The 12,838-nt window shown below is 66.8% G+C and carries 12 protein-coding genes; 2 read left to right on the top strand and 10 right to left on the bottom strand.

The features are described 5' to 3' along the window. Positions 1–12: 12 nt before the first annotated feature. Both CAL22_RS18590 and CAL22_RS18585 read right to left on the bottom strand, forming a co-directional pair. Entirely contained in the window at positions 13–798 is a 786-nt protein-coding gene (locus CAL22_RS18590; protein WP_094815710.1) for an SDR family NAD(P)-dependent oxidoreductase, read from the bottom strand. Positions 799–870: 72 nt separating this feature from the next. After that, positions 871–1,857, bottom strand: coding sequence for a Bug family tripartite tricarboxylate transporter substrate binding protein (locus CAL22_RS18585; RefSeq protein WP_094815709.1), 987 nt, complete (start codon positions 1,855–1,857; stop codon positions 871–873). A gap of 165 nt (positions 1,858–2,022) precedes the next feature. Here CAL22_RS18585 and CAL22_RS18580 point away from each other — a divergent pair, with 165 nt between their 5' ends. Continuing rightward, complete coding sequence (locus CAL22_RS18580) at positions 2,023–2,991, top strand: tripartite tricarboxylate transporter substrate binding protein (protein ID WP_094815708.1); 969 nt, start codon at positions 2,023–2,025, stop codon at positions 2,989–2,991. Between the two features lie 27 nt (positions 2,992–3,018). Here CAL22_RS18580 and CAL22_RS18575 read toward each other — a convergent pair whose 3' ends face one another. From CAL22_RS18575 to CAL22_RS18545, 7 genes are read right to left on the bottom strand one after another with little or no spacing between them, the layout of a single operon-like run. Continuing rightward, positions 3,019–3,738 carry a carboxymuconolactone decarboxylase family protein gene (locus CAL22_RS18575; protein ID WP_094815707.1) on the bottom strand — a complete coding sequence of 240 codons (720 nt, stop codon included), beginning with the start codon at positions 3,736–3,738 and terminating at the stop codon, positions 3,019–3,021. After that, a complete protein-coding gene (locus tag CAL22_RS18570) occupies positions 3,735–4,898 on the bottom strand; it encodes an SDR family NAD(P)-dependent oxidoreductase (RefSeq protein ID WP_094815706.1) in 1,164 nt (387 codons plus the stop codon). The genes CAL22_RS18575 and CAL22_RS18570 overlap by 4 nt, the downstream gene beginning before the upstream one ends. Beyond that, positions 4,898–5,662, bottom strand: coding sequence for an SDR family NAD(P)-dependent oxidoreductase (locus CAL22_RS18565; protein WP_094815705.1), 765 nt, complete (start codon positions 5,660–5,662; stop codon positions 4,898–4,900). Before CAL22_RS18565 ends, CAL22_RS18570 begins: the two co-directional genes overlap by 1 nt. Positions 5,663–5,666: 4 nt before the next feature. Beyond that, on the bottom strand, positions 5,667–6,611 hold the full coding sequence (locus CAL22_RS18560; RefSeq protein WP_094815704.1) for an acyl-CoA dehydrogenase family protein: 945 nt from the start codon (positions 6,609–6,611) through the stop codon (positions 5,667–5,669). After that, positions 6,608–7,813, bottom strand: coding sequence for an acyl-CoA dehydrogenase family protein (locus CAL22_RS18555; protein WP_094815703.1), 1,206 nt, complete (start codon positions 7,811–7,813; stop codon positions 6,608–6,610). Before CAL22_RS18555 ends, CAL22_RS18560 begins: the two co-directional genes overlap by 4 nt. A gap of 8 nt (positions 7,814–7,821) precedes the next feature. Then, positions 7,822–9,954 (bottom strand): acetate--CoA ligase family protein, encoded by a 2,133-nt coding sequence (locus CAL22_RS18550; protein ID WP_094815702.1) that lies wholly within the window; start codon positions 9,952–9,954, stop codon positions 7,822–7,824. 2 nt (positions 9,955–9,956) lie between these two features. Beyond that, positions 9,957–10,727: an enoyl-CoA hydratase/isomerase family protein gene (locus CAL22_RS18545; protein ID WP_094815701.1), complete on the bottom strand. Its 771-nt coding sequence runs from the start codon at positions 10,725–10,727 to the stop codon at positions 9,957–9,959. Between the two features lie 254 nt (positions 10,728–10,981). On the opposite strand from CAL22_RS18545, the gene CAL22_RS18540 reads away from it, so the two are divergent. Then, entirely contained in the window at positions 10,982–11,860 is an 879-nt protein-coding gene (locus CAL22_RS18540) for an SMP-30/gluconolactonase/LRE family protein (RefSeq protein ID WP_094815700.1), read from the top strand. A gap of 7 nt (positions 11,861–11,867) precedes the next feature. Here the strand turns inward: CAL22_RS18540 and CAL22_RS18535 are convergent, their stop codons facing one another. Next, a complete protein-coding gene (locus CAL22_RS18535) occupies positions 11,868–12,812 on the bottom strand; it encodes a LysR family transcriptional regulator (RefSeq protein ID WP_094815699.1) in 945 nt (314 codons plus the stop codon). Positions 12,813–12,838: the final 26 nt, after the last annotated feature.

The raw sequence follows: 12,838 nt of genomic DNA, 5'->3' as shown, positions 1-12,838 counted from the left end.
GGCCGCGGCGGGTCAGGCGCGGTACAGATTACTCAGCGAGGCTTTGAGAAAACCGCCGTCGACGACGATATCCTCGCCATTGACATAAAGCGCGGCGTCGCTGGCCAGAAACGCCACCGCGCCGGCGATGTCTTGGGGCCACCCGGTGCGGCGCGCCGGGATGCTGGCATGGCGCTTCTGGAGCACGGCGTCATCGCGATAGTGCGCCTCGGATAAGGGCGTACGGATCATCCCGGGGCTGATGGCGTTGGCCCGAATACCCAGCGGCCCCCATTCGACGGCCATCTGGCGGGTCAGCGCCTGCAAGCCGGCCTTGGCGGTGCCATAGGCGCCGACCCGGGTGGGCGCGTGGGCGGAAATCGACGCGACGTTGACGATACTGCCGGCCGGCTGCTCGCGCAGGAGCGGGAACAGCGCTTGCGCGCACAGCAAGGCGCCGCGCAGGTTGACGCGCATGATCCTGTCCCACAGATCGATGAGGAAGTCTTCCAGCGCGGTCGGTGGCGCGCTGACCGCGGCGTTATTGACTAGGATATCGCAGCGGCCCAGGCGGCTGCGGACCTGTTGGGCCATCTGCGCCACGGAGTCCGGATCGGCGATGTCGCATCGCAGATCGATCCGGCCGGCCGTGGTGGCAGGGGGCTCGGCGGCATGGATGTCCACGTGCACGACCTGGGCGCCCATGGTGTGCAGTTGCTGGCAGATGGCCTGACCAATGCCACCGGTGGCGCCTGTCACGACAGCCACGCGGCCCAGCAGAGCGGAGGGGGAAAAGACGGTGGAGCCAACGGTGTCCATGCAGAACCCTTCAAGCGGACAAGGTGGGGGGAGCGCGCGTTGCCCGAACAGGCAGCGCGGCGGGGCGTGTGCTTACTTGTTCTTCAGATCCGATAGCTTGGCCAGGTCTTGCCAGATCGTGGCATCGCGTTTGATCGAGGCGGCGAACTCCTGTGCGGTCGCGTCAGGCGGGACGATCATGTTCTGCCCTTCGATTTTTTCCTGGACTTCCGGGTCGTGTTGCGCACGGTAGATCTCGGCGTTGAGGCGCTCGATGATTTCCGGCGCAGTGCCCGCCGGCGCGAACACGCCGTACCAGCCATCGGCTTCGAACTTGTAGCCTTGCTCGGCCAGCGTGGGGACATCCATCGTGGCCGGCCAGCGGCGCGAGCCCGTCTGGCCCAGGGCCACCAGCTTGCCGGCACGCATGTGCGGGATGGGCGAAGCGATGTCCATGAAGCCCACGCTGATGTTGTTGGCGATCAGATCGGTGCTCTCGGTGACGAGTTGCTTGTAAGGGACATGCGGCATGTCCAGACCGTAGCGTGCCTTGATGCCTTCCATCGCCAGATGGCCGGAAGAGCCCGTGCCCCATGAGCCATAGGCCAGCTTGCCCGGATTGGCTTTGGCGTAGGCCACCATGTCGGCCAGGTTCTTGAAGCCCGTGCTGGGGTTGGCCACGAGCAGGATGCCGGCGGCGCCGACCTGGGCCACCGGCACCAGATCTTTTTCGGTGTCGTAGGGCAGAGAAGGCAATACGACGGGGTTGAGCAGGATGGTCGACGAGGGTGCGAAGAGCAGGGTGTAGCCATCGTTGGCCGAGCGAACCACGTTGTCGGCGGCGATCATGCCATTGGCGCCGGGCTTGGTCTCCACGACCACCGGCTGCTTGAGCGCCTGGGCCAGGGGCGTGGAGATCAAACGCGCAAAGATATCGCCGCCCGCGCCCGGCGACCCGGCGACCACCATGCGGATCGGCCGCTGCGGCCAGCTCTCCTGCGCGGCAAAGGCTTGCGAGCCCAGGCTCAGCATCAGGCCGGCCAGCAGCACGGCGCGCCGTGTCAAAAGGGAATGGGGCATTGCGTTGTCTCCCGAATTTTCGAGTTATATGAAACCCCTAAATTCTAGGTAGCCCGGCTGAATTGCCTATAGCTGAAACCGCAGATCAGAACTGCGTGCAGATGAGGGAATCGCGCGCGCGCCGATCGATACACTGGGTTCGGGGACAACTGAAGAAGACTATCCATGACTCAGGCCATACGGCGCCGTTTGCTGCTGGGCAGCGCGGCCTTCTGCACCCTTTATGCCATCGCCGCCAGCGCGGCCCCGGCCGATTATCCGGACAAGCCGCTGCGTCTGGTCGTCCCCTATCCGCCCGGGGCGGCGACGGACGGGATTTCGCGCGCGTTCGCGCAGGAGCTGGGTAAGATTCTGGGCCAACCGGTGGTGGTGGAAAACCGGCCTGGCGCCGGCTCGGCTATCGGCATTCAGGCGGTCAAGAGCCGGCCCGCCGATGGCTACACGCTGCTGGTGCACGCCGAGGGTTTCTACAGCGCCAAAATCATGACGCCGAGCGCGGCTTATGAATTCACGGACTTCGACATCCTCGCTGCGCTGGGCCAGAGCAGTTATGCCTTCATCGTGCCAGCGGATCGCGGCTGGACGCAGCTATCGGACCTCAAAGGCCTGAAGCGGGAGCTGGACATCGGCACGGCCGACCTGGGGGTGGGAACCTACTCCACACTGGCCGAGCGGGTTGCCGCGGGCCTGGGCGTTAAGTATCGCTCTATTCCCTTCAAAGGGGGCGCCGAGGGAGTGGGAGCCATTCTGGGCGGCCAGATCGACGCTTACTTCACTACGATCGGCACGACGCAAAGCGTCAAGGACAATCCCCGGGTCAAGGTGCTGGCCTACACCGGACGTCCCGGCAGCGTAAGCCAGATACCGGGGGTGAAGACCTTCGCGGACTTGGGGGTGCCCGACATGGTGTTTCACAGCAGCTATAGCGTGGCGGTGCGCAGCGGCATGGACGCCGCGGTTCGCGAAAAACTGTCGGCCGCCGTGCGCCAGGCGGTGGATTCGCCGGCCTTGAAGAAGGCGCGCCACGATCTGTATCTCGAGGCGTACCGCGGCAGCCTGGATGACTATAAGCGCGACATGCTGGACTTGGCGCAGACGTTCGCAACGGCCGCAAGCCGCCAGGCGCAGCCCTGAAACCCGGCGCCGGGCCGCGCGGCTGAATCAGGACTGCGGGCCTTGCCGGGAGAAGACGACGGCGCCCAAGGCGGCGCCGTGAACCGCGAGGTGGGCGCCCAATTGCAGGGCCTGCAGCATGGCGGCGCGGCCGATGCCGCGCGCCACGCCCTGCTGGATCAGCGCGTGGGTCGCGGGCAGATCGGCGTGGGTGAAGCAGGCGTGCAAAGCGAGGTCGATCAACAGGCATTCGCGCGGCTGCAGGCCGCCCTGAGGCCGTCCCAGTTCGAGAAAATCCAGCAGCGCGGTCACGTAGCCCGGGTCGGCCGCCGCCAGCCGGCGCAAACTGCCGGCCTGCTCGGGGCAGGCGGCAGCGATGCGAGCCTGCAGCGGGTGGCCGGCCTCCAGGGGGGGCAGGGGCGCGGCCTCGTGCAGCAGGTCCGCGGCCTGAAAGACGGCGCTCAACCCTTGCAGCGTGACCCGGTGCAGCACGTCGAACAGGTCGGCCTCGCTGGCGCCCGCTTGCCGCGCCAGGCGCAGATGCGTCGTCAGCCCTGCCTCATAGAGATGGGTGGCGGAGGCATCCAGGGCGAGATAGATCAGTTCGACCATGCGTGCCGATAAGGGGCCGGTGCGCGCCGGATGACCCGCGTAGGCGGCATACCGTTCGATGAAAGCCGGATTGCCGTGCAACAAGGCTTCATTCCAGGGGCGCCAATAGCCGCGCGCGGCGATGAAGTTCGCTTTGAGGGTGTCGGGATCCGTCATGGGCTGCCCAGTGTCTGGCCGGTGAGGTACTGCGCCTGCGCGCCGGCCATGAAGCGCAGCAGGGGGAGATAGCGCTGCGGGTCGCCGCCTGGCGGGACTTCGATGGCATTGACGCGCGCCGCGAGGGGGCCCCATTCGCAGGCCAGGGTGGCGATCAGCATGCGGGCCGCCGCGCGTTCGCCTGCGGCTTGCCAGTCCGGTTGCGCATCCTGCGGCAACAGGATCGTGAGACTGCCGGGACCGGTCAGCGCGGCTTGCTGCGCCGCCTGCACGATGGCATCGAGGCGTTGGCCGGGCGGGCTGGCCAGCGCGCGGGTATCCAGGATCGCCGGGTAACCCGGCGTGCCGTCCGCTGGCGGCCCATCCCAGGGGCCATGCACCCGCAGGTCCAGCGGCGTATCCCACGCCAGCGGCGCATGCGGAGTGGGGCCGTAGGCCTGGCTACCCCCGAAAATCGACGACCCGCCATCCACGGCCAGCATGTCGGCCGGCAGCGCCGCGGCCTCGTCGCTGGCCAGAAAACGCAGGGCGCAAGCGATATCCTGAGGCTCGCCGAGACGGCCGAGCGGGATCTTGGCCACCGCGCGCGCCGGATCCAGCCGGCCCGACGCGATCAGGCTGGCCACCAGTTCCGTGCGGACGAAACCCGGGCACAGCACGGTGAAACGATAGTCAGGCAATGCCGCCGCCATGGCCCGGGTCTGAGCGATCAGGCCTGCTTTGCTGGGGCTGTACGCGCCGCGCCAGGGGATGGCGCGCAGGCCGGCGCCGGAGGCCACGTTGATGATCCGCGCGCCGGGCCGCAAGGCGGCGCGCAAGGCTTGCACCAGACGCGCGGGAGCGTGCAGGTTGAGTTCGAGCAGGCGCCGCCAGCCGTCAGGGTCTTGCGTCACGACGGGCAGGTTGCTGCTATCGGTCATGCCGGCATTGTTGATGAGGGCATCGAGCGCGGGCATACCGTGCGCCAGCGCGGCGATCTGCGCGGCATCGGTGAGGTCGGCCACACGCGGCAGGTGGGCGGCGCCAAGTTCGTCGCTGACGGCCTGCAAGGCTTGTGCATTGCGGTCGACCAGCACGCAACGCCAGCCGTCGGCCGCCAGTTGGCGCGCCGCGGCGCGGCCGATGCCGCTGGCCGCTCCGGTCAGCAGGGCCGTGCGCATCACAGCGTGGTGAAGGTGATGCCGCCGTCGATCACCAGCCCCTGGGCGGTAATGAAGCGGGCTTCGTCGCTGGCCAGAAACACGATGCCGCTGGCGATGTCTTCGACATTGCCCAGGCGGCCCAGCGGGGTGCTGGCCACGCGGCGAGCATCGCGCTCGGCATTGCGGTTGCGTTGCGTGCCTTCGGTTGGCACCGCTGACGGACACACTGCGTTGACGCGTATGTGCTGCGCGCCGAGCTCGGCCGCCGCGGCCCGGGTGATGCCGAGAATGCCGGCTTTGATACCCGAATAGACGATGGAGTTGGGAGCGGATTTCAAGGCTGCCGTGGAAGCGACATTGACGATGGCGCCGCCGCGGGCCGGGTCCATCACGGCGGCCGCAGCCTGGATGCCCCAGATCACCGCCTTGAAACCGATATCCAGCATGCGGTCCAGGGTATCGGGCTGAATCTCGGGCGCGCTCTGGTAGCGCACCCACGCGGCGTTGTTGACCAGGATGTCGAAGCGGCCCCCCTGGTCGGCCGCTGCCTTAACGGCCTGGGTGATGCCCTCGCGCGTGGCGACGTTCTGCGTGACGGCGAAGGCGCGCCCGCCGGCGGCGGTAATACTGTGTACCGTCGCGTCGACCAGCTCTTGTTTGAGATCGTTGACGCCGACGATGGCGCCGCGCGCGGCCAGCAGGCTCGCCGTGGCGCGGCCGATGCCGGCACCGGCGCCGGTAACCAGCGCCACGCGGGCGCTCAGGTCCTGTTGCAGGGTCATGGTGTCATACCGATTGAATGTAGGCGCGGCCGGTCTCGCGCGATAAGCCGGCAAAGGCGGCGTCCAGTCTGCGCACGGCGCGCAGCGCCCGGTGCAGCGCAAGCTCCCAGGTAAAGCCCATGCCGCCATGCAGATGAATGGCCTTCTCGATAACGTAGGCGGCATTGCCGAGCGCGCCGGTCAGCGCCGGGCGGGCGTCGCGCGGTGCGCCAAACTCATCGGTGAGCGTGGCGCGGCGGATGGCCGCACGGGAGACGTCCTGCAGCAGGCGCATGCGCGCCAGGAGATGGCGCACGGCCTGTTTGGCGGACAGGGGCCGCCCGAACTGGACGCGGGTGGCCATATAACTGGCCGCTGCCTGCAGCGCACCCTCGGCCGCGCCGTTGGCGAATTCGGCCAGCAGAATCCGGGCGCGGTGCTGCAATCCGGCCCAGGCCGCCGCATCCAGACGCGCCAGCACCGGCGCGCCTTGCAGCGAGAGCCAGCGTTGGGGCTGCTCCGGATCCAGGGCGGACTGTTCCTCGCTCGTGGCTCCCGTGATGTCCAGCAGGCTGGCGCCGTCGCCATCGGCGACCAGCACCCAATCGGCGGGGCCATGGTCCAGCCGCGCATGACCGCTTTGCACGCTGCCTTGCCAGGCGATGCCCGCCAGTTGCTGCGCGCCTGCCAGCGCGGCTGCCTGAGGCGTACCCGTCAAAGCGTGCGCCAGCAGGATCTGCTCGGCCAGCGGCAAAGGCAGGTGCAGATGGCCGGCCGCGTGAGCGATGGGCAGGGCAAAGGCCAGGTCCAGGCCCAGTCCGCCGTCATCTTCGGCGGCCATGACCCCGTACAGGCCGGCTTGCGCGAGCACCGCGGCCATGGCACGGTGGTCCGGGCGCGTCATGGCATCGGTGATGGCCGCATGGGCGGCCTGGGCGAATTCTTCGGGATGCAGGTCGTCGCTGCTCATGTCAGATCCTTGGGGAGATTCATGACGCGCTGCGCGATGACATCGAGCTGCACTTCCGTGGTGCCGGCGTAGATGGTTTCGGCGCGCGCGAACAGGTAGGCGTTGGTGAATGCGGCCTGGGCTCTGCGAGCCAGCGGGCTGGAGTGCGGGCCGACCTGTGAAAGCGTGGCCAGCGCCAGCCCGGCGAAGGCTTGATGGCATTCCGACCAGTAAAGTTTGGTGAGCGAGCCGCGTGCGCCGATGGTCTCGCCGCGCATCATGCGCTCGACGGTCAGTTCAACCAGGCCTTTGAGACCATCGATCTCGCCCAACAGGTCTGCGACACGGCGCTGGAAATAACCATCTTCCAGATGGTGGGCCAGCTGGCTGTCGGATTTGCAGGCCGTAATCAGTTGCCGCAGCTCGCACTCGAAACGCCAAGGACGATACATGCGATTGGTGGCCCGCTCGATGGACAGCACGCGGATGGCCGCGCTCCAACCCTCGTCGGGCGCGCCCAGCCGTGCGCTGTCGGGCACGACGACATCATCGAAGAACACTTCGGCAAAAGAAGATTTTCCGTCGATGGACTTGATGGGCACGACGCGAATGCCCGGGGTGTCCATGGGCACCGCAAACATGAGCAGGCCCCGGTGCTTGTCGGCGACTGTACCGGTGCGGGTCAACAGCAGGCAGTAGTGCGCCTTGGCCGCGCCGCTGGTCCAGATTTTCTGTCCGTTGATACGCCACTGACCGTTGTCCTCCACGGCCTTGGTGCGCAAACGTGCGAGGTCCGAGCCGGCGTCCGGCTCGGAGAAACCTTGGCACCAGTACTGTGTCATGGCCAGGATATTGGGCAAAAAGGCCTGTTTCTGCGCCTCGGTGCCTACCGCCATGATGATGGGGCCGGCCAGTTCTTTGCCGATGGAGCTCACGCTTTCAGGCATGGGCAGGGCGCCGATCTCCTTGTTGACGGCCAGATGCTCGCGCAGGCTCAGGCCATGCCCGCCATAGGCTTTGGGCCACGTCATGCCCGCCAATCCGGCGTGATACATGGCGGCTTCCCAGGCGCTGCTTTCCTCCAGCGAAGGCGTGCGCCAGGCGGGATTGTCGGCGCGCATGAAGTCGGGCAGATGGGCCCGCAACCACGTGCGTGCGTGCTGACGGTAGACCTCGGGTCCGGCGGCCGGGTCCGGTACCGCGACGTGTTGATCGAAGTGCATGCGTGTCCTCAGAGTACGGCAGCGGCGCGCGGGATCATCAGGGCGTCGAGTACGACCGCGCCCTGGCCCTGGGCCCGCAGCAAGATGGGGTTCATGTCGATTTCGGCGATGTCGTCGCGGTGCTGGTAGGCGAACTCGGACAGCCGGGCGACCGTGCGCGCGGCCGCCTCGATATCGGCCTTGGGCTGCCCGCGTGCGCCATCGAGGATGGCGAACATCTTGAGCGAGCGGATCATCGCCAGGGCTTCCTGTTCGCTGACGGGGGCGGTCTGGACGGCCACGTCCTTGAGCACTTCGGCGTAAATGCCGCCCATGCCCACCATCACGACCGGGCCGAAGACCGGATCCTGAGACACGCCGGCGATCATCTCCGTGCCGCCTCGCAGCATGGGCGCGACGAGCACACCGTCGATACGCGCGTCGGGCGCGTAGCGGGCCGCGTTGTCCAGCACGCGCGCGTAGGCACTGCGCACCGACGGCGCGTCGGCAAGGTTGAGGGCCACGCCGCCGGCCTCGGTTTTATGGGCGATGTCCTCCGAGGCGATTTTCAGCACCACCGGGTATCCGATCGCTTCGGCCGCGCTCACCGCGGCGGCGGCATCGTGGACGATGACTTCATGGGGCACATCGATGCCCGCGCGGGCGAGAGCGCGCTTGGCTTCGAACTCATTGCGAAACACGGCGGCGTCGATCCCCTGCGCGGCGCTCTCGGCGTCGCGGGGGATGGCCGCGCCCAGCCTTTGGTTCAGACGCAGCAGGCCGGCCACGCCGGTGGCGGCCGCATCGATGCTGGCGAACACCGGGATACCCAGCGCGGTGATCTGTTCGACCGCGTCTGCCGGCCCCTGGCTGATGATCATCAGCAGCCGATCCGGATGGCTGGCGCGCACCTGAGCCAAGGCCTGAAGATAAATGCCCCGCAACCGGGTGCTGTACAGCGACAGCGACATGAACAGGATCAGCGCGCCTTCGGCGGGGTCGTCCAGCAGTGCGGTCAGCATCTTGTGCAGGATGTCAGGCCGGCTGGACATCTGCGCCGAGGCATCGACCGGATTGCCGGTGCTGGCCGTGGGCACTGCCTCGCGGATGCGCTGTTGCGTGTGGGCCGCCAGCGCGGGCAAGGTCAGGCCGGCTTCGCTCATGGCGTCGGCCATCATGATGCCGAAACCGCCCGAGGCGGCGACCAGGGTGACGGCGTCGGTGCGCGGCAGACGGTTGGGCATCAGCAGCGAGGCGGCGTGACCGATGTCGATCAATGCCTCCACCGACCGAACGCGCAGCACGCCGTGGCGGCGGAATACTGCATCGATGACGGCGTCCGAGCCTGTCAGCGCACCGGTGTGCGAGGCGGCGGCGGCCTGACCCTTTTCGGTGGAGCCGATCTTGAGAACGATGACGGGCTTGCCCTGTTCGCGAGCCATGCGCAGGGCGGCGATGAGTTTGCCGGCGTGGCGGCAAGTCTCCATGCAGCACAGGATGATGCGCGTGGCGGGGTCTTCGGCCAGGGCGGCGATGCCATCTGCCACGTCCACGTCGGCCTCGTTTCCGGTCGCGATGAAGCGACTCACCCCCATGCCGCGGCGGGCGACGCTTTGCATGGTGTGACTGCCGACGTTGCCCGATTGCGAGACGATGCCGACCTGACCGGCAGGCGGCATATTCTCTTCGAGCGCGATCGAGAAGGAACCGATCAGGCGATCGGCGACGTTGACCGCGCCCAGGCAATTCGGGCCCAGCACGCGCATACCGCTGGCATGGGCGATTTGCACCAGTTCGGCTTGCAGCGCCGCGCCTTCAGGTCCGGCCTCGACAAAGCCCGAGGACAGGACGATGGCCGCTTTGACACCGCGCGCGGCGCAATCGCGCAGCGCCGCGGGCGTGGCCGCGGCCGGGACGGCGAGGATCGCCAGTTGGGGCGCCGTCGGGGTATCGCGCACGCTCGGGTAGGCAGTCAGCCCCTGGATCGTTCCCGCCTTGGGGTTCACGGGGTAGATCGGTCCGGCATAGCCGTACTTGATCAGCATATGCACGGGACGTCCGCCAATCTTGGTGACGTCATCGGAGGCGCCGATCACGGCGATCCCCTGCGCCTGGAAAAAGTGCTGCAGCCCCAGGCCGGGGCGTGGCATCGATGCGCTCATGTTCAACGTCCCTTGAATTGCGGTGCGCGCTTTTCGAGGAAAGCCATGCGTGCTTCGCGGGCGTCTTCGGTCTTGGCCAGTGCCATGGTGAAGTCTTGCTCGAAGCGGTAGGCATCGCGCTGCGGCATCAGATCGACCATATTGGCGGCCCGTTTGGCGTACACCACGGCCAAGGGAGCCTTGGCGGCGATCTCGTGCGCCAGCGCCAGCGCGGCGGGAAGCAATTCCTCGGCGGGAAACACGTCTTCCAGGACATTGCGGCGCAGCAAGTCCTGCGCGCTCAGCCGTTGTCCGGTGAAAAACATGCGGCGCAGCGTCGAGCGGCCGAACAAGGTGCGCAGCATGGATGCCCCGCCAGCCAGGCCGACGTTGATTTCCGGCATGCCGAAGGTGGCGTTGTCGGAGGCGTACATGATGTCGCAGGCAGCCATCAGGCCCAATCCGGCTCCCAGCGCCGCGCCGTTGACCGCGGCGATCACGGGTTTGCTGCACTCGCGGATGGCATTGCCCGTTTCACGGGTGATGCGGTTGTGCTCCAGGAAGTCGCCGGCGATGTCGGCCGCGGGCCGGTCCTTCAGATCGGCTCCCGCGCAGAACACGCTGCCGCTGCCGGTCAGCACCGCGCAGCGGATGTCTTCGCGTTCCGACACTTCGTCGAAGATGGCCACCAGGCGGCGGCGTGTCTCGCGGTTCAGCGCATTGACCGGCGGACGGTTCAGGGTGACCAGCGCCACGCCACCGTCGACTTCGAACTTGACGGCGGAATCGCTCATGCCAGCACCTCGCTCAACACGAAAAAAACGGGGGCGCGGACGGCGCCGTTGGCATGCTGCATCGTGAGTCTCCTCGGGTCATATTGGCCGGCGCGGTCTGCCCTTGCAGGCCGGGACGCCGTTTTTTTTGGATTATATGGACGCGATATGCGCAGTATTTACGCCATAAATGTTGGTTGTGTTCTGCAGGAAATCGCTCTATTCCGCGGCGCGGCGAGCCGCTACCATGCCTATGGTCAGGAGACTATCGACAGATGCAGATCGCAAGAATCGGCACGGTACGCACCGCCCTGGGCGAGTGCCCGGTATGGGATGAAAAACAGGGGCAATTGTGGATGGCGGATTGCCGCGCCGGACTTATCCTGGCGCTCGATCCGGACAGCGGCGCGGCGCGCCAGTGGCAATTGCCCGCGCCGCTCGGCTCATTTGCCCTGAATGGCGACGATGCTCTCGTGGTCGCATTGAAGGCGTCTTTTGCGCTCTTGGATCTGCACGCGGGCAGCCTGTGCGAGCTGGCGAGCATTGGCGACAGCCACCCCAATCTGCGCCTGAACGACGGGGCTGCGATGCCCGACGGCAGCTTTGTCGCAGGCACCATGCATATTTATCGCGAGCCGCAGGAGCCGCCTCTGGGCGGTCTCTACCGCCTGGATCGCCAGGGCGGGCTGGCCTTGCTGGCCCGCGGGCTCGGCGTGGTCAACGGGCCGGGGATGGATCCGTCCGGATCTCACCTCTATGTCTGCGATAGTTCGCAGCGCAAAATATTCCGCTTCCAGGTGGGAGACGACGGCGGGCTGCGCGAGCAGGAGGTATTCGTTGACACGCAAGCCCTGGGCTCAGCGCCGGACGGATGCTGTTTTGACGCCGAGGGCGGCTTGTGGACGGCGCTGGTGCACGCCGGGGCGATCGCGCGTTTTGACCGCCAAGGTCGGCTCGACGCGCGCATCGATCTGCCCTTGCGGCATCCCGCTTCCTTGTGTTTTGGTGGGGCGGATCTGGACGACATCTACGTGACATCCATCAGCGACAGCGGACGCCTGGCCGCAGATGGGCCGCTGGACGGCGCGTTGCTACGGGTGCGTGGCAGCGGTGTGCGGGGCGCAGCGCGGCCGCGCTGCCGGATCCGCCTCTGAGCCTGCCTTAATCGGCGCTGGCCGCGCTGGCCTTATAGGCGGAAAATCGCAATGCCGGGCCCGAGACGTGCTCGGCCACGAAATCCAGAAACAGCCTGATCTTGGCAGGGATCATGGCCGTGTCCAGGATGGTGGCGTACATCCCTTCTTCGAACGTCGTGTTGGTGACGCGGTATTCCGGGAATATCCGCGCCAAAGATCCGCGCGCGATGTCGTTCTGCACGGTGTAGTCATCCAGCAAGGCAATGCCTTCGCCCAGGCGCGCCAGCTCCAGCAGCGCCACGCCGTTGTTGCTGACATGGCGGGGCCTGACCGGGACCTCGTCGATGCGGTCGTCGCGCTTGAATCGCCAACAGTACTGCTCGCCGGGCAACAAATAAGCCAGACAGGCATGATCGGCGATGTCGGCGGGCTGCTCGGGCATGCCGCGTCGGGCCAGGTAAGCCGGCGACGCCACCAGATGCCGCTCGCTCTTGAACAGGATGCGCCGCTTCAGGCCGGCCTCCACGGGCGGCGAGATGCGGAAATCAATGTCGAAGTTGTTGCGGCGCAGGTCCGTCTTGGCTTCGGAGAGCACCAGTTCGATATGGATGTCGGGATACTGCTGGCGAAACTCCGCCACCAGCGGCGGCAGCACGCCCAGGCCGAACATCATCCGCGAGTGGACCCGCAGAATGCCCTTGGGCGCCGAGCGGATCTCGGTGATGTTGCGGTGGGCTTCGTTGATGTTCCAGAGAATGCCCTCGAGCTGGCTCGCATACTCCTGCCCGGCTTCGGTCAGCACCACCTGGCGGGTGGAACGCAGCAAAAGCTTGACGTTCAGTTCGGTCTCGAACTCGGTGATCATGCGCGATACCGAGGTGGCCGATACACCAAACTGCCGCGCGGTTTCGGAGAAGCTCTCCGTTTTCGATATCGACAGAAACAGCTCCATCGCGCGCAGCCTGTCCATCATTCCTCCACTTTTCGCAGCACAGA

Source organism: Bordetella genomosp. 12, assembly GCF_002261355.1.
Taxonomy (GTDB): domain Bacteria; phylum Pseudomonadota; class Gammaproteobacteria; order Burkholderiales; family Burkholderiaceae_B; genus Bordetella.
This window is presented reverse-complemented; position numbering and strand designations above follow the sequence as displayed.

What these genes read in the sequence shown, in the direction of transcription:
- CAL22_RS18565 (WP_094815705.1), bottom strand. Translation starts at nt 5,662, where the DNA reads ATGACCCTGCAACAGGACCTGAGCGCCCGCGTGGCGCTGGTTACCGGC.
- CAL22_RS18575 (WP_094815707.1), bottom strand. Translation starts at nt 3,738, where the DNA reads ATGACGGATCCCGACACCCTCAAAGCGAACTTCATCGCCGCGCGCGGC.
- CAL22_RS18540 (WP_094815700.1), top strand. Translation starts at nt 10,982, where the DNA reads ATGCAGATCGCAAGAATCGGCACGGTACGCACCGCCCTGGGCGAGTGC.
- CAL22_RS18555 (WP_094815703.1), bottom strand. Translation starts at nt 7,813, where the DNA reads ATGCACTTCGATCAACACGTCGCGGTACCGGACCCGGCCGCCGGACCC.
- CAL22_RS18580 (WP_094815708.1), top strand. Translation starts at nt 2,023, where the DNA reads ATGACTCAGGCCATACGGCGCCGTTTGCTGCTGGGCAGCGCGGCCTTC.
- CAL22_RS18585 (WP_094815709.1), bottom strand. Translation starts at nt 1,857, where the DNA reads ATGCCCCATTCCCTTTTGACACGGCGCGCCGTGCTGCTGGCCGGCCTG.
- CAL22_RS18590 (WP_094815710.1), bottom strand. Translation starts at nt 798, where the DNA reads ATGGACACCGTTGGCTCCACCGTCTTTTCCCCCTCCGCTCTGCTGGGC.
- CAL22_RS18570 (WP_094815706.1), bottom strand. Translation starts at nt 4,898, where the DNA reads ATGCGCACGGCCCTGCTGACCGGAGCGGCCAGCGGCATCGGCCGCGCC.
- CAL22_RS18545 (WP_094815701.1), bottom strand. Translation starts at nt 10,727, where the DNA reads ATGAGCGATTCCGCCGTCAAGTTCGAAGTCGACGGTGGCGTGGCGCTG.
- CAL22_RS18550 (WP_094815702.1), bottom strand. Translation starts at nt 9,954, where the DNA reads ATGAGCGCATCGATGCCACGCCCCGGCCTGGGGCTGCAGCACTTTTTC.
- CAL22_RS18535 (WP_094815699.1), bottom strand. Translation starts at nt 12,812, where the DNA reads ATGGACAGGCTGCGCGCGATGGAGCTGTTTCTGTCGATATCGAAAACG.
- CAL22_RS18560 (WP_094815704.1), bottom strand. Translation starts at nt 6,611, where the DNA reads ATGAGCAGCGACGACCTGCATCCCGAAGAATTCGCCCAGGCCGCCCAT.